At 60.9% G+C, this 20,684-nt stretch carries 16 protein-coding genes and 1 pseudogene; 4 read left to right on the forward strand and 13 right to left on the reverse strand.

From position 1 onward, the window contains the following. Positions 1–12: 12 nt before the first annotated feature. Positions 13–177: a hypothetical protein gene (locus QZ648_RS23160; protein ID WP_291998421.1), complete on the reverse strand. Its 165-nt coding sequence runs from the start codon at positions 175–177 to the stop codon at positions 13–15. 315 nt (positions 178–492) lie between these two features. Between QZ648_RS23160 and QZ648_RS23165 the strand changes: the two genes are divergently transcribed. Continuing rightward, positions 493–738, forward strand: coding sequence for a hypothetical protein (locus QZ648_RS23165; protein WP_169068678.1), 246 nt, complete (start codon positions 493–495; stop codon positions 736–738). A gap of 295 nt (positions 739–1,033) precedes the next feature. Here the strand turns inward: QZ648_RS23165 and QZ648_RS23170 are convergent, their stop codons facing one another. After that, entirely contained in the window at positions 1,034–1,918 is an 885-nt protein-coding gene (locus QZ648_RS23170; RefSeq protein ID WP_169068677.1) for a universal stress protein, read from the reverse strand. A gap of 274 nt (positions 1,919–2,192) precedes the next feature. On the opposite strand from QZ648_RS23170, the gene QZ648_RS23175 reads away from it, so the two are divergent. Then, the gene (locus QZ648_RS23175; protein WP_291998428.1) at positions 2,193–3,896 is read left to right on the forward strand and encodes a cation:proton antiporter; all 1,704 of its coding nucleotides are present in this window, start codon (positions 2,193–2,195) and stop codon (positions 3,894–3,896) included. Between the two features lie 145 nt (positions 3,897–4,041). Here the strand turns inward: QZ648_RS23175 and QZ648_RS23180 are convergent, their stop codons facing one another. Further along, a complete protein-coding gene (locus QZ648_RS23180; protein ID WP_169068690.1) occupies positions 4,042–4,926 on the reverse strand; it encodes a universal stress protein in 885 nt (294 codons plus the stop codon). Between the two features lie 14 nt (positions 4,927–4,940). Here QZ648_RS23180 and QZ648_RS23185 point away from each other — a divergent pair, with 14 nt between their 5' ends. Then, a complete protein-coding gene (locus QZ648_RS23185; protein WP_169068691.1) occupies positions 4,941–5,159 on the forward strand; it encodes a hypothetical protein in 219 nt (72 codons plus the stop codon). A gap of 676 nt (positions 5,160–5,835) precedes the next feature. Here the strand turns inward: QZ648_RS23185 and QZ648_RS23190 are convergent. The 6 genes and pseudogenes from QZ648_RS23190 to istA form a co-directional block, all read right to left on the reverse strand. Then, positions 5,836–6,021 (reverse strand): annotated as a pseudogene (locus QZ648_RS23190) (cytochrome D1 domain-containing protein); the annotation flags it as partial. Between the two features lie 123 nt (positions 6,022–6,144). Continuing rightward, complete coding sequence (locus QZ648_RS23195) at positions 6,145–9,255, reverse strand: Tn3 family transposase (RefSeq protein ID WP_291998422.1); 3,111 nt, start codon at positions 9,253–9,255, stop codon at positions 6,145–6,147. Positions 9,256–9,386: 131 nt separating this feature from the next. Next, positions 9,387–10,052, reverse strand: a complete 666-nt coding sequence (locus QZ648_RS23200) for a recombinase family protein (protein ID WP_291998429.1) — start codon at positions 10,050–10,052, stop codon at positions 9,387–9,389. A 203-nt stretch (positions 10,053–10,255) separates the two neighbouring features. After that, positions 10,256–10,468, reverse strand: coding sequence for a hypothetical protein (locus QZ648_RS23205; protein WP_169068692.1), 213 nt, complete (start codon positions 10,466–10,468; stop codon positions 10,256–10,258). After that, positions 10,465–11,217: an IS21-like element helper ATPase IstB gene (gene istB, locus QZ648_RS23210; protein ID WP_169068693.1), complete on the reverse strand. Its 753-nt coding sequence runs from the start codon at positions 11,215–11,217 to the stop codon at positions 10,465–10,467. The genes QZ648_RS23205 and istB overlap by 4 nt, the downstream gene beginning before the upstream one ends. Next, positions 11,207–12,706 (reverse strand): IS21 family transposase, encoded by a 1,500-nt coding sequence (istA, locus tag QZ648_RS23215; protein WP_169068694.1) that lies wholly within the window; start codon positions 12,704–12,706, stop codon positions 11,207–11,209. Before istA ends, istB begins: the two co-directional genes overlap by 11 nt. Positions 12,707–12,875: 169 nt before the next feature. On the opposite strand from istA, the gene QZ648_RS23220 reads away from it, so the two are divergent. Next, positions 12,876–13,130 carry a hypothetical protein gene (locus QZ648_RS23220; RefSeq protein WP_169068695.1) on the forward strand — a complete coding sequence of 85 codons (255 nt, stop codon included), beginning with the start codon at positions 12,876–12,878 and terminating at the stop codon, positions 13,128–13,130. 395 nt (positions 13,131–13,525) lie between these two features. Here QZ648_RS23220 and QZ648_RS23225 read toward each other — a convergent pair whose 3' ends face one another. From QZ648_RS23225 to QZ648_RS23240, 4 genes are all read right to left on the reverse strand, one after another. Beyond that, the gene (locus QZ648_RS23225; RefSeq protein WP_291998423.1) at positions 13,526–15,133 is read right to left on the reverse strand and encodes a nitrite reductase; all 1,608 of its coding nucleotides are present in this window, start codon (positions 15,131–15,133) and stop codon (positions 13,526–13,528) included. 198 nt (positions 15,134–15,331) lie between these two features. After that, positions 15,332–16,531, reverse strand: a complete 1,200-nt coding sequence (locus QZ648_RS23230) for an NnrS family protein (protein WP_169068733.1) — start codon at positions 16,529–16,531, stop codon at positions 15,332–15,334. Between the two features lie 241 nt (positions 16,532–16,772). Beyond that, positions 16,773–18,185: a cytochrome c oxidase accessory protein CcoG gene (gene ccoG / locus QZ648_RS23235; RefSeq protein ID WP_291998424.1), complete on the reverse strand. Its 1,413-nt coding sequence runs from the start codon at positions 18,183–18,185 to the stop codon at positions 16,773–16,775. 99 nt (positions 18,186–18,284) lie between these two features. Continuing rightward, positions 18,285–20,567 carry a nitric-oxide reductase large subunit gene (locus QZ648_RS23240; protein WP_291998425.1) on the reverse strand — a complete coding sequence of 761 codons (2,283 nt, stop codon included), beginning with the start codon at positions 20,565–20,567 and terminating at the stop codon, positions 18,285–18,287. Positions 20,568–20,684 lie beyond the last annotated feature (117 nt).

The raw sequence follows: 20,684 nt of genomic DNA on the forward strand, positions 1-20,684 counted from the left end.
GCCGTTCCCAGCTTACGCGGCGTGCCGTTTGACGCTGTCCCGCCAGCGCCAACTTTTTGCAACCGCTTCTTTCAACCCCATGTGGCTGAAATGAACCATCCCAGAAGCCACGCCAATGCCTTGCATGCAAAGTTTCCGGACAAGCTCATCCTGATCGCCGGCGACGACGATCAGCACCTGGAAGCCTCCCAGGGAATAAATCCCGGCCGCAGCAAGGCCGCGGAAGCCGCCAAGGCCGTCGGCGGCTGCTCGCTCTTGGGGGACTGCCTGCGGCAGGCCCCCGCCGCTAGGCTCCCCCCGATGGCGAGATCGCTTGCGCGAACTCGCTGGCTGACAACGATCACTCAACTCTCGATGTGTGCGGGCTTTCACGGGCACTCAGCAATGATTCTGCTCACGAAACGGAAGAAAAGCGTACCCTAAGCCATGAATATTCGGCCATTGAAAATAGCCAGCCTATCGGGCTGCGCGGCTCCTCGTTAGAGTCAAGAGATGTCGAAACAAATTCCTCCCGCAACCCCGGAACTCAATCGTCTCCGGGCGGCGGCTGGCCTGATTCCCATCATCGAGGCCGGCTTGATCGACGCGAAGCTCTCCGCCGAAAGAGCGGCGCTGATGGCGTCTTTCTGCGAATGGACTACCGAGAAACGCTCCACTGATCCAAATGCGATCAAATTGGCGGAAAGCGTTGATGAAGGCCTGAAACGCATCAAGAGGGCGCTTGCTTCTGCCGTGTGAAACGCCAAAGTCACCCTTGAAGGCCATGCCGAGGACCACGCAAGCTTGGTTGAGTTCCCGAAACCTGTGCCCCCAGCCACATGCTGTATGCGCCAAGATCACCGGGGCCCTGCTGTTGATCCAGTGCATTGTCGAGCTGAGTCGGACTGAGATTGCCGGACACGGCAGCAAAGAGTTCGCATTGGCGAAGCGAGCAGCAGGTAAGGACTTGGCTCATGAAACGCTACGAAGAAGGGGTTTGAGGTGCAGTTGAGCGGTTATGGAAAGATTTCCATAACCGCTCTTATGATGACAATCAGATAGACACCAATACGTCGTTTCGCGCTTCACTCAGGACATGCTCGGTAACGCTGCCCATCAGGAGTTTTTCGACCAAACCCTTGCCATGTTTTCCTATGACAATCAGGTCGCAGTCCATTTTCTGTTCCTGTTCGATGATGCGCGAACGCGCATCGCCGCGAAGAACAATCAGGCAGGAGCCGTTTGACGATAGCCCGGCTTCGTCGCGAAGAGCCGTCAGCTTCTGCAATGCTTCCTGTTTGGCAGCGACTCGGTAGAGGTCGATGATCTCATCGTCTATGCGCGCAGAACGTATGTCCCTCGCGAAAGGGACATCGAATGCATGCAGCAGAACGATTTCGGCGAGCGGCGCGATACTGCGCGCATGCCGGATCACCCGCAGCGACGAAGGCGAGAAATCAACCGGTACCAGCACCCGTTGATAGGGCGCGTGCGGTGCCTGCTTGACGATCAGCACCGGGCATTTTGCCGTGCTCAATATGCGCCTCGCCGTCGTCCCCAGCAGGAAGTGACGCAGGACGCTTTCGCCCTGCGCGCCGCAAACCAGTAGGCCGGCCGTCAGCGCCTCACATTCCTTCACCAGTTTCGGCAGCAGGGACCCGGCTGTAACCCGGATCCCCGCCGAGATGCCATAGCGCTGGTTGAGCGCGAGGGCAAGCTCAGCGATTCGTGCTTGCGCCGTATCGAGCACTCGCGCCAGCATGTCATCCGGCGCAACGTTGATGAGCAGACGCAGCCGTTCCAACGTGTCGAAATTGGCGACATGCAGCAGATCTAGCGGTGCACACGCCTCCTTGCTCACCAGGGCGGCACGTTCTGCGGCATGGCGAGCCGGCGCGGAAAGGTCCGTGGCGGCGAGGATACGATCAAATTGATGCACGGCGTTCTCCTCTCTGTACGATTGCCGTCGGCTGAACATCGGCCATTTTCGATGCTCTGGACGTCCAGGAATGGCTGGTACAATTCCCCGGAAATCCCGTTTTTTCGGCAATTTGACGCCTCGATCCGACAATAAACGAACAGCATGAAGCGGTATTGGATCGTGGGAGCTTGATGGCTTGTGACGCTCAGCCGCGCGTTACTCTTACTCAACGGAATGCCGAAATGGTCCAAAAAACCAAACTCACGTCAATGATACGGTGGAAATCGCCGTGATGGAGCACCTCGCCCAGATTCTCATGCTACTCGGCGTCGCGGTTGCCGTCGTGCTCGCTTTCCAGCGCCTGCGCATCCCGACCAGCCTGGGTTATCTGCTGGTCGGTGTGATTCTTGGCCCCTATACCGTCGGACCGACGATCAACGTGCCGGAGTTCAAGGTCTTGGCCGAGTTCGGCGTCGTCTTTCTGCTGTTCACCATCGGCCTGAATTATTCATTGCCGCAATTACACGCCTTGCGCCACCAGGTACTCGGACTGGGCACTGCTCAGGTGGCGTTTACCACCGCCGCCGTCGCTCTCCTCCTCTGGCTGGCCGGAGTACCCGCCACGGCGGCGTTCGTGATCGGCGCCGTATTTGCGCAATCTTCGTCGACCATGATCGGCAGCCAGTTGGCCGAGCAAGGTGAAGAGAGTAGCCCACATGGCCGACTCGGCCTCGCCATGTCGGTTTTTCAAGATGTGACGGCGGTTCCGTTCCTGGTGGTGATCCCGGTGCTCGGCATGAGCGATGGCGCGGACCTGCTGGTGAGTTCCCTCGGCTGGGCGGCCGCCAAGGCTGCGCTCGCCTTCGCACTAGTGTTTTTTGCCGGCCGCTGGCTGTTGCGCCCACTTTTTCGCTTGGTTACCAAACGACGCTCGGCCGAGTTGTTCACCTTGGCGGTCCTGCTGGTCGCCCTGCTGGCGGCTTGGACGACCAACAATCTCGGTTTATCGCTAGCTTTTGGCGCATTTCTGGCCGGCATGATGCTCGGGGAGACCGAATTCCGTCACCAGATCGAATCGACCGTTCGCCCCTTTCGTGACGTCCTGCTCGGCCTCTTTTTTGTCGGCATCGGCATGCTCATCGATCCGGCATCGATTCCTCGCGTCTGGCAGTGGGCGGCACTCGGTGCACTTCTACTGTTGGTGAGCAAGGCCTTGCTGGTCACCGCGCTGGTGCGTAGAAGCGGCATCTCGGCCATGACCGCGTGGCAGACCGGGTTGCTGCTCGCCGTGGGCGGCGAGTTCGGCTTCGCCCTGCTCGCCATTGCCCTCGACGCGCAAGTGATTGGCGTCGAACTCGGGCAGATCGTCTTGACCTCTGTCCTTTTCTCGATGATTGCTGGAGCGCTGCTGATCCGCTTCAATCAGACCATCGCGCGCCGCCTGGTCAGCATTCGGCGCAACGCAGAGCCAGAAGTGCCCAACATGGCGATCGATGAGTCGAATCCACCGGTGTTGATCGGCGGCTATGGACGCGTCGGACACACCATCGCCGTCCTGCTGCAAAACAGCGGCATCCCATGTGTGGCTTTTGATGTTGACCCGAAACGGGTAGCGCAGGGACGCGCCGACGGAAACCAGGTGCTCTACGGCGACATTTCCGATCCCGAGTTGATGGTGGCGATTCACGTCGAGCGCACTCCCTTGGTCATCCTCACTGTGGACGATTCGGTAATTGCCTTGCGGACGGTGGCGTTCCTACGCAGCATCGCCCCGCACGTACCAATAGTCGTGCGCGCCAGGGATCTGGCTGCAACTTCGCAGTTACTCGCTGCCGGAGCCACGCACGCATATCCGGAAGCAATTGAAGCGAGTCTGCGCCTGGGCGCGACAGCGATGAAAATACTGTGCGTACCGGACAATGATATCGAGCTGATTGTCCAGGGCGTCAGGGACTGGGACTACCAGCCGGTGCTTGAAGACGAGCACGTGCAATAGAAGCAAGTTGCTCATGCCGACGCATGGCAATGTGATCCTGCTCGGTGGCGTCCGGGGTGGGCAAGGCGCCGGTAAAAAAGCGCCGTCGTACCAGCATCCGGCACCCCCTGATGGTCGATATCGAAGCCTATCAAGAAATGAACGCTCAGCGAGCCGCAACGAGGGTGTCGCAACGTGCCTCGGCCAGGACATGCTTTGTGACGCTGCCAAGTAACAGTTCCTCGACCATGCCGACACCGTGCTTGCCGAGAACGATCAGATCGGCACCCTCTTCTTCCTGCTGCTGCAGGATCACCGCAGCTGCGTCACCGTGGATGACCTGTTGCTGCCAACTGGCGGGTATCCCGGCTTCGCGTGCGCTCTGCTTCAAGCGCAGGAAAACTTCTTGATGCTCCTTGGCCGCGTAGCGCTTGATCATGTCGTCATCGACACCGGCAAGGCGCATCTTGCCTTCGAAAGGGACGTCGTAGGCGTGCAAGAGAATCAGTCTCGCACTCGGAGCGACAGCCTGTGCCAGGCGGATGGATTGCATCGACCACGGCGAACAATCCACCGCCACGATGACTTTACGGTACGGCTCGCGGGGCGCCTGCCTGACCAGCAGAATTGGCCGCCGCGTGAGCCCCAACAAGCGCTCGGCGGTTGCCCCGAGCAGCCAGGCGCGCATACCACTGGCGCCGCGAGCGCCGATGATCAACAGCGCGGCGTTGAGCAGCTCCGCTTGCATGCCAATGCTATCGAGCACGGCTCCTTCAAGCAGATGATGACCAGCGCTGACGCCGAGTGTTTCTCCGACTTCGCTGGTCAGTTGCGACAGAGCCTCGCGCGCCTGCTCGCGTACGCGCCCCTGCGCGGCCTCACCATCGTCATGGAACAAGCGGCGCAGTTCGTCGAGCGACCCCCTCTCCAAAACATGCACCAGTTCAAGCCGGGCCCCGGCCTGTTGGGCGAGCATCGCTGCGCGCTGTGCAGCATGGCGCGACGGCGCCGAAAGATCGGTGGCGACAAGCAGGGTTTGCAGGCTGTTCATGAGGTGTCCTCTGAGTGGCTGAGTGCTTCGGTGATCGTCTGCGCAGCATGGTCGGCAGCATCCAGGAAGGGATTGATGACCCTGTTTACACCGGCAAGGCGCAGTGCGCGCACGTGTATTTCATCGCGCATGGCACCGGCAACGTGACTGGCCGGTCGCAACCCCTCGAAGGCGAGTATAGCAAGGCTGCGGCTCACCTCCACGGTAGACAGGGTGGTGACCACCCGTTCTGATCCCCATCATCGAGGCCGGCTTGACCGACGCGAAGCTCTCCGCCGAAAGAGCGGCACTGATGGCGTCTGTCCGACAGGCTGCTACCAGCCAGATGACGAGCCTTCGCGGTGTGTCGTACCCCCATGAACTCCACGCTCTTCCTGAATCGCTAGCTTGACCTGGTCTTGGCGAACACAGCCCACTGGATTTTCATGGTTTGGTCCGGCTTCCTGGTGACTTCTTCGCTTTGACGAGGAGGGTTTTAATGTGAAAGTCGCGCAAGCGACTCACAAACCTCCCTTCTCCCCTTGCCGGAGAAGGGTCGGGGGTGAGACGGGAAATTCTGGGCGCATGCGCCCAGCCCGTCGAACGATTCCGGCGTGCAAGCCGGAATGCGCACTGCAAGTGGAGGGAAAACAGTCATGACTCTCATGATCCGGGGCGTCTCGATTGCCATGACCGTTAGCCAAGGGCATGCTACTTGGCCAGCGGCCGCCAATGAAGGGGTTCGGAGTGCGGCGGAATGGAAAGCTTTACGAGCTATTCTCTGCGGCGTGCTGTGTGGTCGAAGCGTTGGCGACAGGCTGCCGTTTGCGCGTTTTCACGCTCTTCAGATTGACCTCAAACGGTAAGCAGCCTGCCAAACGCAAGAAAAACGGGGGCCGGTTGGCCCCCGCACTTTCCTGCATCAATAGATCAATAGACGTCGTGCTGGGTGTTGAAGACGTTGAACTTGCCGGTCGGCGTGATCAACTCCGGATCCTTGATCACGGCTTTCAGCTTGCGCGTCTTGTCGTCAACGACGACCAGCGCCGAATTCTTGTCCTTGGCGCTCCACACCGAGAACCAGACCTCATCGCCGGCCACGTTGTACTCGGGCTGTTAGCGGCTGTGTAGATCCGCAGAAATCTGGCGGCACTAAATGGCGGCGGAATTTGGCGGCGAAGTGTGCGATGTGACGTATACGAAACAGGCTATTTTTGCCCAACCCCCAAAAAAGTAAAATCAGCCCAACGGCACCTCCTGGTTCTCCTCTTTGAACACCTTGCTCCAGTGATCGGGGTCGGCGTAGCGAGCAGCAAGCACATCGATGTTCACCTTGGATGGCGCGTCGCTGAATTCGAAGGTGCCGAACAGATTGACGTGCTGCCAGGCTACCGGCGAAATTTTCCGCAACATGTCGATGGCGGCTTGGTCGCCAGCGGTGAGCTTCTGTGCATACACCTTGGAGAGCAGCGCTGTGTTGTAGAAAATAATCGAGTTGGCGATCACGCGTGAGCACTCGTTCCAGATCTGCTGCTCGGCCTCGGTCTGTACACGAAATTTGCCGCCGTTGACGTAGGCCACCGCCCTACGGAACCGGTGGTACGCTTCCCCGCGGTTCAGCGCCTTTTGAACCGCCTGGCGCAGGTCTACGTCGTCGATGAAATCCAAGATGTACAACGTGCGGCAGATGTTGTCGAGTTCCCAAAGCGCTTTCTTCGTCTGGTTCTGGCGCAGGTAGCTGCTGAGCTTGCGCACGATGGTCGCCTGGGTCACGTCCTTCTGCGCCAGCGATGCCATGATGCGCAGAATGTTGGGCCATTCCTTGACGATCAGCTCGTCGTAGACCTTGCGTGAGGGCTTAACCAGTAGGTCTGCATAGTGGCTCGGATTATCGAAGCCAACCAGCGTCTGCGTTTTCTTGTGCAGATCGCGGTAGCGTGGCGCAAACCCGTAGCCGAAGACGCGCAAAATCCAGAAATTGACCTGGTTCGTGCCGTGCGTGTCTGTTGAGTGGCGTTCTGGCTTGATGTCGGACGTGTTGTTGTACAGCAGGTCGAACACGAAGTGGCTCTCGTGCTCATGGGTGCCGATAATGCGAGCGTTGATAGGAACGTGGTTGGCCACCAGCGTGCAGGCACTCACCCCCTTTTGCAGTCCGAAATACTTCGGCGAGTGCCTGGCGTTGAAGGTGTCGATCTGCGTCTCGAAGCGCTGGCCGTCGCTGCTGGAGTGCATCTCATCGCGTATGTCGTACAGGTGAAACGCCGGCAGCGCTGCGATGGCGTTGCTGATGGCGTCGTTCGCAGCGCGTAGGGTCTCCAGTCGCAGGTAGTTGCGCGCGGTGCCTTGCAGCGACGAGAAACTCAGGCCTGACACTTCCGCCATCTTCGACAACCCCATGTTGGTCCCGAGAGCAACCATGCAGGCGAGGAGTTCGCGGGGATCCGGTGCGTCCTTCGCGTAGCGACCGAGCACATGGCTGAAACTACCCAGAAAGCCGGTACTGCCGGCGACGAACCAGAGCAAGTCGGCGATACCGATGCCCGGCAACTGACCGTAGAACGGGCTATTGACCGGCTCCTCGGCCGTTGGATAGATCAGCTTCCAGCGCCGCTTCTCGGCGCGGCCAGTGATCTTGATGTGCTCGTTGGCACAATTGACGATGCGCTGGTCCACCTCCGCGAACCGTGTTTCCAGGGCTTCGCGGAAAGTTTTGAGCGTTTCTTCGATCGGCGCCAGCAGCAGCGGCGCGCCGATTTGCTTCAGCACGGTATCGCGCTGCGCCCAACGGGTGTTGCTGATCAGGTCGTCCTCGAAGCGCCGGAATTCGTTGCTTTCTTGTACGTACAGATCGCCGGACTCCAGGGCGTTGCGCAGCAACCGGTAGACCAGGAATTCGTAGCGATCGACGTCCAGTCGCGTAGCACCGCCCTTCGCCTCATCCGCTTCATCCGCCTCAGCCTCGACGAGCAGGTACCGCTGCAAGCTCTTGGGAATCACCGTTCTCGGGAAGAGTTTCTGCTTCGTCTGCCTCGGTGACTTGCCTTCGCGCAGCAGCCCTTGGAGGAACGTCACGGCTTCAAGCAACGGCGCATCTTCCACCCGGCCGGCAAAGTCGAGCTCGCAAAACAAGTGCCGCAGGTTGCGCTTGAACGTGAGCGATAACGAGGAGTAATAGGACCACTGGAAGATGGTCTTGTCGAAGGCGATGTTGCGCAGGTAGTCGGCCACGGTCGCAAAACTTTCCGGCTTCAGCAGTGAGAACGCTTTTTCCTGGACCGTGGCGAAGGGGCTGTCGCCGGAGATCGACTTGTCAATGAACAGGTGCAGCACCTCGCCAGCGGCCCGCAGGTTCTCGCCAGCATTGAGCAGCGCCTGCTGCATCGCTGCTTCGGCGGCGTGTTTGGCCTGCTTCTCGTACTGGCTGACCAGATGGATGAACGCCTCGATCAGGTTGTCGTTGATCTGCCGGAAGCGATGAAAGGCGAAGCACAACAGGTACAGCCTCGCGGCACCTTTGGGCATGCGCTGCAGCTTGTAGGCAGTGTAGAACTTGACCAGCGACGCGTAGTATTTGCCGCTCTCGTTGGACAGACCGGCCGCGACGAGGAAGTCCTGAGCGAACTCGTGCAGCGGTTGGAAGAATTTCCGCCGCTCGACCTCACGCTTGAGTTCCTTATGGCTGAAGTCTTTGGGCTCGCGCTTGAGTGCGCTGATGCGGTACATCTGTTCATCAGCCTGTAGTAGGGCGTCGAGCGCTTGCTTGACGGCCGGTGTCAGCGCAAGAGCCAACAAATCGGCGACACGATTACGCTCGTAGGTCACTACCCGACCGACCATATCCTGCAGCGTCGTGTAACGCGGCGGCACGATGCGCTCATTGGCGAGGTACTGTAGGGATTCGCGCAGAATATACAGGGGCTGCGTCGACAGCATCGCGGTACGGCACGCCTTGTCCTCCAACGCCTGTTGGGCAGCACTGTCGCAGTGGCGGTAGCCAAACAGATCGAGGATGGTGCGCTGGATGACAACGTGCGTGGGCTTCGAGGGTGCTTTGACGGACTCCACGGTGCTGCCCGGGAATTGCTTCGCGAGCAAATAGCGCAGATCGTCAATCACATCCGCACGCTCGAAGGTGAAGAACTGTCGCTTGGCCTTAAAGTAGCCTAGCTCCAACGCCAAGTACGTGGCCACGGAGATAGTTCGCGCGTCGACGGCCGCACGTTCGGCCGGGCTTAGTTCGAAGAAAAGGCGGCGGTCGTCATCGGTGAACCGAGGCAAACCGTACAGGTCATCGATTTCTTCGCGGGTGAGGATAGTCAGGCGGTGAGAATCGGTGTCTGACGACATTCAAATTACCAAGAGAGTTGCTCTTTGCGACAATTGCGCGCTTTGTCGTCGTGCCACCGTTCCGATCCAAGGTCAGCCGATTCTCCAGGCCCGATGCCGCTACCGCTCGGCGGGATCCTGCTCGGGTCACACTATGCAATGCTTGCAGGGAGCCCGGGAGAAGGAGCCGAGGTGGCTCCAATGGCACTGTGCCGCTCATCGTCGTCTGCATGAAGGTGTACATTCATCGCGTCACGCACCCGCATGATGGTTTGCCGGCTGGTGGCGAATTCCTTAGCCACTTGCGCCACGGTAGTGCCTGCGACCAGACGTTGTAACACCAGAGTGCGCTGTTCACCGTTCAACACCAACGGTCGGCCAAATCGCTTGCCTTGGGCGCGTGCCCGACTGATGCCCGACTGCGTACGTTCGATGAGCAAATCCCGCTCGAACTCGGCGACAGCCGCAATCACCTGCATGGTCATCTTGCCAGCCGCGCTGGTGAGGTCGACTCCGCCCAAGGCAAGACAATGTACGCGAACATTGTTGGCTTCGAGCCGTTCGACGGTGGTGCGCACATCCATAGCATTGCGGCCAAGTCGGTCCAGTTTGGTCACCACCAAGACATCGCCAGACTCCAGGCGATCAAAAAGACGCATGAAGCCGTGACGCTCGCTTGATGCCACCGAACCGCTGATGCATTCCTCTATTACCCGGTGACTTTCAATAGCAAAACCAGCAGCCTCGATCTCTTGCCGCTGATTCGCGGTGACCTGATCCGCCGTTGACACCCGGCAGTAAGCAAAAATGCGCGACATAAGCTGTTCTTTGTCCAAAATGGCAGTACGTAAGTCTAGCATGTCCGTAATCCGCTTTTGCTTACTTGTGGACACCTCATTTCTACATGTCCGAAACCGCTCGGTTTTGGACCATCACGCTGATTTTACTTTTTCGGGGGTTGGGCAAAATTAGCCAAACAGGGGCCCGGCGGGCCCCTGAGTCTTGAGAGTGTTGATTTTGGTTAGAACGGCGGATCGCTGACCCGGACATCGCGGCGTGTCACGCGATCCTCTCGGAACTTGGCCTGCAGAGCGAGCTCGTAGTGCGCCCAGATCCGATCGCGCAGATCATCAAGCAACTCGATGACCGCCAGCGCCTGATCAGGCGACCAGCGAGAGTCGATGAGCAAGTCGAGACCGTCATGCAGGCCGGACGGCGGATGAGAGTGCTTCACGCCGCCGCCTTCGCCGAGCGCTTCCTGGATCTGGCGGCGGCCTGTTCCTGGGCCTCCTTGCGCCGATACGACTCGCCCTTGATGGCGAGTATCTCGGCGTGATGGACCAGGCGGTCGATCATCGCCACCACGCAGCTCGCCCCGGGGAAGACCTCCGGCCATTCCGAGAACGATTTGTTGGTCGTAATCAAGGTGCTCTTCTTCTCGTGACGCCGGTTGATCAGCTCGAAGAGCAAGTCCGCGTGGCGGTTGGAGTAAGAGAGATAGCCGACCTCGTCGATGACCAGTAAATCAGGTGCCGCATAGCGACGCAGTCGGTAACGCAGCGCCGAGTCACTGTCCAGGCCGGCCAGATCACCGAGCAGCTGCCCAGCGGTGGCAAACAACACCGTGTGCCCTTCCAGGATTGCCTGATGCGCAATGTTCTGAGCGATCATCGTCTTGCCCAGGCCGCTGCTGCCGACCAGGAGGACGTTGGTCGCCGCCGGCAGGAAGTCCAGCGTCATCAGTTCGGCGATCGCCCGCTGATCACACTGCTGCGGCCAGGCCCAGTCGAAATCGGCCAAGGGCTTGAAGCGCCCGATATGGGCGCAGCGCAGCCGCCGTTCGAGCGAGCGACGGGCGCGTTCGCTTTCCTCCCAGGACAGCAAAGGATCCAGCCAGGGCTGCTCGGCACACTCGGCCCAATGCGCGAGGAGGCCATGCAACTGCAAAGCGGCCGCCCGTTGGCGGTGGGTGTCATTCGTCATCCGGCGTCCCTTCCATCAGCTGATCGTAGTCATCAAGCTTGTGCGGGCGCACCGGGACATCCCGCCGTTTCAGGTGCTCCGGCAAAGGCACCGCCAGCGGCGGCGGTTCCGCCTTCGCCTGCCGGCGCTTCTCCAGGGCCAGCCGAACCGCATTGGGATGCGGCACGCCCCGCCACAGGGCGTCGGCAATCGCCGCCGTCAGTTCGGCCACGCCGTAAGCTTCCAGCAGCTCAGTCAGCGCGCGCACCGTGCGTCCCAGCGGTTCGCCCCTGTCGACCGCTTGCGTCAGCAGCTCGCGGCTCGTCGGCACCGCCTGCACCAGATGATCGGTGCCGCGATGCGCGCTCGCTTGATGCTTATGCGCGACCAGGGTCGCGATATGTTCGGGGACTTCGATCTGTTGCCGGCGGTCATAACTGCGTCGATGCGTCGCGACCACGGTCTGGCCATCGAGGATGCGTACCTGATCCAGGCGGGCAGCGACCGTCAGCGTGCGCGCCACGCAGGTATGCGGGATCGAGTAGTCATTCAGGTCGAAGCGCACGTAGGGCGTCTTGCCGGCGCAGACGGCCTTGACCTCGTCGGTCGGGAAGGCGTTCCCCGGTAGCGTCAGCAGGCGCGTTCGCTCCTGGTCGAAAGCCTCATGCACCGTCAGCGCCTCGTCCTCCGGGCAGCGCCGCTCACCCGCAGGCCCGCTGACCCAAGCGTCGGCCTGGGCATTCAAATCGTCCACATCCGTGAAGCGGCGGCCGGCGAAGAAGGCATCGCGGATAAAACGCACGGCCCGCTCGACGCGTCCCTTCTCATTCCCCCGCGCCACCGCCACAGGGCGCGGATCGAAGCGGTAGTGACTGGCCAGGGCCAGCAGCGTCGGATGAAAGCGGATGACCGAGCCCTGGCGTTCAAGGACCGCGCTCTTGAGATTGTCGTACAGGGCGACCCGCGGGCAGCCGCCCCAGGCGGTCAGCGCGCCGACGTGGCCACGCAGGAAATTCTCCATGTAGGCGCCGAGATAGAAGCGCAGGAAGATCTGCCGCGACCAGGAGAGGACAGCGACGAAGGCCATCAACGGCCGGCGTGCCCGACCGATTTCCAGGTGGCCGAAGTGACCCCAGTCGACCTGCATCTGTTCGCCCGGCAGGGTGCGCAGGCGCAGATAAGCTTCGGCTTTCGGGCGCGGTCGGTGGCGGGCGATCAGGTGCCGGAAGTGATCCGGGCGTCCCGGATACCCGCGACCCTTGACCATGTCGTACACGCGGGAGGCGCGTAGGCGCGGAAACTGCGTCAAGGTTTCGAGGATGAACGGCAGGTAGGGATCGATCGCCGAAGGGCGGCGAACGGGTTCGAGTGCCGGCAAGCCGGCTTGGGCGAGCACGCGGGCGACGCTGTCGCGATGCACGTGCAGTTGGGTCGCGATGGTGCCGATACGCCAGCGTTCGGCGTGGTAATAACGCAGGATCTGCGCTTCAATCTCGGGGCTGAGAGTCATGTCTTCTCCGGTCGGGTGGGTGACGGCGAATCCGACGCTGCAGAAAGTCCTGGCGCACCCCGTCCGGCAAGGGACGATGACAGCGACAGCAGTGCCCTGGCAGGGGTGCGACCGGCAACGTCGGTTCAAAGGGGAGTTGATCAGGAGCGACCCTGGGTGGGGAACCCTGATGCGTCACTTTCTGCTGCCGGGCTCGGTAACGGCGCTGGCGTTCGGCATGGGCGTGACGACCGCGGCGGCTGTCTTGATAGCGGCGACCCGAAGCACCGGTGGCCTGTCGGCGTGCCTGGTCGGCACACTGCGCGGTGCAGTAGCGATGGCCACGATCACAGTGGCTGCAAATGAGCACAGCTGTGCGGCAAGCGGCGCACAGGTAACGTCTTCCAGGGAGATCCATTGGCCGTCCCGGCCAATGGGAATCTGACGGCGAGGTGCGCTTCGTGAAATACTAGGCAGGCAACGTCGCCACTGTGGAGGCTACGGGGCGCGGCATCGGGTCTGGCTTCGCGGTTGGGACCGGTGTCGCGCCTGCCTTTCCACCGGCCGCCCGGCTTTCTACCGCATCGGCAACGCGAACGCTACTGCCACGGGGGTTATGCCGGGCCGCAGATCAGATCCCCTTGAAACCCCATGAGTCGATAGCCGACGGCGCTCCCCGATCCCTGGTCGCCCATTCCTGCCGCGCTTCGCTTGCCAGACGACGGTTTGCTGCGCAACCCGTCCGCCGGGAGCCTGGCCGGCGGCAAACCGGAAAACCGGCATATACATGCTTGGCTGAAAGTCAAAAGCGAAAGCAAACCGACTGGCTTTCTCGCCTCGTCAGGCCGTCGACGCCAGATTTCTACGGAAAAGCGACACCGTTAACACGGGCTGCACGATGCGCTTGGCACCATCGTCGCCAAGATCGGCCCACTCGCCAATCGGCAGGATTTCAAAACCCTTGTCCAGGTTCTTGATGTCGAAGACGGCAACCGACTGACTGATCTTCGCTTCCGGATTGAGCGGTGTATCGACCCAAAGATTGGTCGATTTCGGATGCGTCTTGATGAACAATGAGCCGCTTCCCTGCCCCGTAAGCGTTTGCACGACCTTCCACGCCTGTGCCTTGTGCTTGACCGGGTCGGTGCCGATCAGGCTGATGAACTCGTCACCGAGGTCGCTGGTCGCCCATACCGGACCAAACTTCGGATGGACGAAATTGGCGCCGCGTCCGGGATGCGGGATCTTGCCGACGTCGACCAGCGCTGCGAGCTTGTCTTCCTTGGTATCGACCACCGCGATCTTGTTCGACGCATTGGCGGCGACCATGAAATAGCGGCCGGTCGAGTCGAAGCCCCCGTCATGAAGGAATCGCGCGGCGTCGATGATGGTGATCTTCAGATTTTTGAGGTCCGAGTAGTTGACGGCCATGATCTTGCCGGTTTCCTTGGCATTGACGATGAACTCGGGGTTGTAGTGCGAGCCGACGATCGACGCCACGCGCGGTTCCGGATGGTATTCCTGCGTATCGACCGTTGAACCGCGCGTTGATACGATCTTCAGCGGATTCAGCGTGTCGCCGTCCATGATCACGAACTGCGGCGGCCAATAGGTACCGGCTATGGCGTACTTGTCTTCGTAGCCTTTGTACTTCGAGGTTTCGACCGAGCGCGCTTCGAGGCCTACCTTGATCTCGGCGACGTTGGTCGGCTCCGCCATCCACAGGTCGATCAGGTTGATGCGGGCATCGCGACCGATCACGTACAGGTAGCGCCCGGACTTCGACATCCGGGAAATGTGTACGGCGTAGCCGGTCGGCAGGATCTTGACGATTTTCTTGGTCTTGCCGTCGATCAGAGCGATCTTGCCGGCATCGCGCAGCGTCACCGAAAAGAGGTTGTCCAGATCCAGGTCGTTCATCTTCTTCGTGGGACGCTGCTCGGGCGGCACGCTGATCTTCAGCGAGGCCATCATCTCCTTCATTCCCCATTCCGGCGGCACGGGCGGTTCCTGCTGGACGTAGCGCGCCATCATGTCCACTTCGGCCTCGGTCAGATCCCCGGAAGTACCCCAGTTTGGCATCCCGCCGGGCGAGCCGTAGGTGATGAAGACCTTGAGGTACTCAGTGCCGCTAGCCAGCGTTTTGTCCGTGGTCAGCGGCTTGCCGGTTGCGCCCTTGCGCAGTACGCCGTGGCAGCCAGCGCAGCGTTGGAAGTAGATGTTCTTGGCTTTCTCGAATTCCTCCTTGGTCATCGGAGGTGCCTTGGGGTTGATGTTGTGATGCATTGCCGTGTCGCCGACCGGCGACGAATCGCCGGCCTGATAGCTCTGTTCGACCTGTGAAATCGGTTTCTTGGCATCCTCCTGTGCAAAGGCGCTGCCCAAGGCCAATGGCAAAGAAGCGGCAAGCAATATGGCGGTACTACGCAATTTGCGATGAGTCGTCATCTTCCTGGATCCTCCGTGTTTGGTCGTGCGGCCGGCAAAACGCCAAGCCGAGGTGTCGATTTACGCCTCAGCCGCCGAATAGTCGTTGACAATGGTCAACTATTCTCAATTCTGTCGTGCGAACGGGTGGCTATTGATGTGCAACTGCGCGGAATGACCTGTCCCTCGCCTTCAAGGTCAAGCGAGGGAAGAAACAGGCTAGCCGGGTTTTCCGTCTAGCCGTGCCCGTGACAGTACCGGCCAGTAGCAAATCGCGTAGAGTGCAAATGCCAGCGACCAGCAAATCCCCGAGGCGCTGACCGTGATCAGGTAGGCGTCGGGCACGATCATGCCGCCGAAGACGCGAATCAGCGCGGCAGACTGGACGAGGACGTAGCACGTGACCTCGTAGCGATCGGCAAGCAGCGGACGACCGGTGTGGCCGCGCGCGGTGCGCGTCATCATGCCGATGGTCATGCTGCCAATGGCGCCAATTGTCAGCGCGTGCAGCGCCAGCGGTTCGGCGACGAGCCCGAGCGCCGCCAGCGCGCGCAGCACGAGGTAGACGACAATCCAGGCGTAAGCCGCATGCAGCACCCACACCATTGGCGTCGTAGCCGTTCGCCACGGTTGCCAGAGATAGAGCCGGACGGCGTGTGCAACGGCCGCGACCAGGGCTACGGTCACGATCACGGCGGCCGGTGCAGGCACAACGTCAGCGACGAGCAGGACGAGAAGGCTTGCGAGCGCGGTTTTTTCAACGAGTGGATGGCGAGTCGCTTGCGTACCCGGGATGCCATTGTTGGTGAACATCGGGATGACGCGTCCGCCCATTACGGCGATGATGAACAGCACCACATCAAGTCCGGCCTGCAAACTCGTCCGTTCGGGCCAGGCCAGCATTCCGAGCCAGGAAAGGTGGATCGCCAGAACCGCCATGCCGAGCAGCATGAGCAGCGCGACGAAGAAATAGTTGCGCCGGTTGCGGCTCCTCCACAAAGGGATGGCAAGAGCGATCGCAACGGCTACCGGGAAGGCGGCATTGACCAGCGCTGCCGCCATTGCGTAAGGCGTCAGCATCAGGACCCGACCGGCGACCCAGAGCAAGGCAAACGCCTGCAACGCTACGCCTGTTGGGGTTGGCTGTCCGGTCCAGTTACGACCGGCCGTGAACAGGAAGCCGGCGATCACCGCCAGCGTGTAGCCGAAGAGCATTTCGTGGCCGTGCCAGATGAGGCCGGGTACAAATGGTGCCGGCAGATAGCCTGCATAGATTGCGACCCAGAGCGGAATCGAGAGCGCTGCGAAGATGCTGGCCAGCAGGTAGAACGGTCGAAAGCCCAGGGCCCAGAGCGCAAATCCTGCGGCCGGCGTACCGGCCTGTGGGCCGGGCTTCTCGAATGCGAGCGGTTTTGACATGGTGATCGTCGTCCACAAACAGTCAGTATTCGGCCAGCTTTGGCCGCCAATTAGTATGAGTTATTGCTGCCACAGGTCTTCGGTCCTGAAAAGCATGTCCAGAACCGTCGCTGTCCGAGCGGGCGCAGGCCACTTTGCCTCCACCCACCGGCGAAACCGCCATCCTGGTTCGCGAGCAGAGGAACACACACGCTGAGCCTTCATTTTCGGGCGACACTTGTCGACCGTTCCGGATTTCGCGTCACGGCATCCAGAAGCTCGCGTTTTCTGTTTTTCGGACACTTGCGTCGGCGATGTCTTCGACGGTGATCTGAATGGGGTGAGCACCGGCAGGCGCGGCCTCGGGATCGACCTTCAGCACCAGCACGGCCTTTCCAAGGCCGGCTGGCGGCGCTTCGATTTCATGCGCCTCCTCGAGGCGAAGTCCGGGCAGGCCAGCAACGTGCACGCGGTAGGTCCGTGCCTGCTCGCTGGCATTCGTCAACTGCAGACTGAATACGTTCTCGATGCTGCCGTCCGGCGCCTCGCGCGACAGGACCGCACGGTCACGGATCACGGAGACCTTGAGCGGCACCCGGTTGAGCAGCGACCAGGCAGTGGCCGTCGACACGGCAAGAAAAACGGCCAGGTAGAGCAGTGTCCGCGGCCGCGCGGCCCGACGAATGATTTCGGAGCGCGACAGGCTTTCGTCAACCGCGTTCTCGGTCGAATAGCGGATCAGACCCCGCGGGTACTCCATCTTGTCCATTACCTGGTCACAAGCATCGATGCACGCCGCGCAGCCAATACACTCGAGTTGCAGGCCGTTGCGGATATCGATACCGGTCGGGCAGACCTGTACGCATATGCTGCAGTCGACGCAGTCGCCCAGGCCCTCCGCGCGCGGGTCGGCAATTTTCCGCCGCGGGCCCCGCGGTTCGCCGCGCTGCCGGTCATAGGTGATGTTCAGCGTATCGCGGTCGAACATCACGAACTGGAATTGCGCGTACGGGCAAATGTATTTGCACATGTGCTCGCGCATGAAACCTGCGTTGCCATAGGTGGCAGCGCCGTAAAAGAGAACCCAGAATACCTCCCACGGGCCAAGCGACAGCTCAACGATGCCGTGGGTCAAGTCGCGAATCGGCGTGAAATAGCCGACAAAGGTCAGGCCAGTCCAAAGGGCAAGCGCGATCCAGAGGGAGTGCTTGGCGGTTTTGATGGCCAACTTGTGCACCGACCACGGTGCAGCGTCGAGCTTCATGCGTTTCGGTCGCTCACCTTCGACGAGTTTTTCCAACCACAGAAACATCTCGGTGTACACCGTTTGCGGACAGGTGTAGCCGCACCACAAGCGCCCGGCGACGGCGGTGAACAGGAACAGTGCCAGCGCCGAGAGGGCGAGGAGGATCGCCAGATAGATCGCGTCCTGCGGCCAGAGGACGAGATCGAACAGGTAGAAGCGCCGCGTATCGAGGTCGAACAGAACCGCTTGCCGGCCATTCCAGGGCAACCAGCAGAGGCCATAGAAGACGAGTTGGGTAAGCCAGATGAAGGCCCAGCGCCAACGTTGAAAGTAGCCATTGATCGAGCGTGGATAGACCTTGGCGTCCGGGTCGACGATGGGCTTTATCTCGATGACGCGCCTTCTCGGGTTGGTTTTGGCGTTTGGCATGGTCTGGTGGTCTCGCTCCGTGCGGATTGGTGTACGGCAGATGGAAGTGCGGGGCAAGGGCCACCGGCCCTTGCCCCGGAACTCTCACCTGATCCAGTCCTACATCGTCTTGCCGGCAAACGCGTTGGCGTTTGCGACGGCTGCCGGATTACGCCGGACGATCAGCAAGCGCCCAGCGAAGATGGCCAGGAACAGCGTACCGAGGGCAAAGACGATGTCCCCGGGGACGCGCAACCAGACGAAGGTTTCCATCAACGACGAATGCACGAAAGCTGGCGAACGTGCAAACCATACACCCTCGCTGATGCTGGCCCAAGCCTGGTAGACACCGGCCGGCACGAGCGACATGAAGACCATCATCGCCAGACCGATATTGAGCGACCAGAAAGTCAGGGCGAGCAACTTGTCGGACCACGCTGCATGGTTGGAGAGACCGCGCAGGCAGAACAGCAGCAGACCGATGCCGAGCATTCCATAGACACCAAACAGAGCCGCATGACCGTGCGCGGCGGTCATGTTCATTCCCTGCATGTAGTACAGGGCGATCGGCGTATTGAGCGTGAAGCCGAGGAGGCCGGCGCCGACGACGTTCCAGAAGCCAACGGCAATGAAGCACAGAATTGGCCACTTGTACGCCTGCACCCAGGGCGCCGATTGTGAACGCTGGTAGTTGCGCCATGCTTCGACACCGATCATCGCCAACGGCACCACTTCCAGGGCCGAGAACATGGCGCCGATGGCGATCACCGAAGTCGGCGTGCCCGTGAAGTACAGATGATGCAGGGTACCGAGAATGCCGCCGAACATGAAGACGATGGTTTCCAGGATGATCGCGCTGTTGGCAGTCGCCGCGCGAATCAGGCCGAGGCGGGTAAACAGCAGCGCGATGACGGCGGTGGCAAAGACTTCGAAGAAGCCTTCGACCCACAGGTGGACCAGCCACCAGCGCCAGTACTCGATCATCGCGTAGTGTGTCTGCTGACCCCAGACCAGCGAGGTGGCATAGAAGCCGCCGATGCACATTGCAGCGAGGAAGACCATGGCGATCAGGCCGCGGCTCTCGGATGGCGTGCGCAAAGCGGGCAGCAGGGCGCGACCAAGCAGGCCGACCCAGATCAGCAGGCCGACGAAAAGCAGGATCTGCCAGACACGGCCCATGCTGGTGTACTCCAGGCCCTGATTGCCGATCCAGAAGCTGTAGTCGTTGCCCAGGTTCTGGAGAGTGCCCAGCCAACCGGTGACCGTAGACCCGGCGACGATCAGCAGCAAGGCGTAGAACAGCACATTGACGCCCAGGCTCTGAAACTTCGGCTCGCTGCCGGAAATCGCCGGCGCGATGTAAAGGCCGGTTGCCAACCAGGCAGTGGCGATCCACAGCACGGCGAACTGGGTATGGATCGTGCGGCTGACGGTGAATGGCAGAATTTCGCCAAGCGGAATGCCGAAGAAGCTCGTGCCTTCGACCGCATAGTGTGCGGTGATGACACCCATGCCGACCTGCGCGAGGATCAGCGCGATGACCACGTAGAAGTATTTCCTGGTGGCCAACATCGACGGCGTCACCTTCATGTTGAACAGCGGGTCAGCCCGTGGCGGCGTCGGGTCGCCTGCTTCGTGACCGGTCGAGTGGAAAAAGATCATCGCCGCGATCGCGCCAAGCATGAGAATCACGCTGGCGATCGACCAGATACCGGTACCCGCGGTCGGTGTGTTGCCGACCAGCGGCTCGTGCGGCCAGTTGCTGGTGTAGCTCAACTGGTTTTCGCCCGGACGGTCGGTCGCTGCCGACCACGCGCTCCAGAAGAAGAAAGCTGCCAGCGCCTGGCGGTCAGCGGCGTCGCGCAGGACATTGGCCGGCATCGCGTACTGCTCGCGCAATGCGTTCAGCTCGGAATCGGTGCCAAAAAGATCGATGTAGTGCTGCGCCACCTTTGCCACTGCCGCGGCGCGATCGGCGCTCAAACTGATCACGCCGCTCGTCGCGTCGTAGGTATTGCGGCGCATCTCGGTCTTCAGGCGCGCGTCGAGTTGCGCCTGCTGGCTGGGCTGCAGATGCGCGAAAGCGGCGCCGAAATCGCGCTGCGCCCAGATCTCGCGCAGCGCGATCGCCTCGCGGTGCAGCCAGTCGGCCGACCAGTCCGGCGCAAGATAGCTGCCGTGTCCCCAGACCGAGCCCAGTTGCTGGCCACCGCCAGCCAGCCAGGCTTCCTGACCGCGTTGCACCTGCCCTTCCGAGAACAGGGCGTCGCCCTGGCTGCTCACCACCTGTTTCGGAATCGGTGGCGCATGCACGAATATTTCGCGGCCCACCCAGCCCAAAGCGGCGAAGGAAAGCAGGCAGATCAGCGCTAGCCAGGTCCAAAGCCTGCGTGTGTTTTGCATGATGAAGCTCCTTTACGATATCGGCGAAAGCCGTTGAACAGAACAAGACCGAGGCAAAAGTCATAAAGAAGCATATTAAATACCTCTTACAAAAGATGCAAGCGCAATACCGCTTAT

The sequence above is a fragment of the Candidatus Accumulibacter sp. ACC012 genome (assembly GCF_907163155.1).
Lineage (GTDB): Bacteria > Pseudomonadota > Gammaproteobacteria > Burkholderiales > Rhodocyclaceae > Accumulibacter > Accumulibacter delftensis.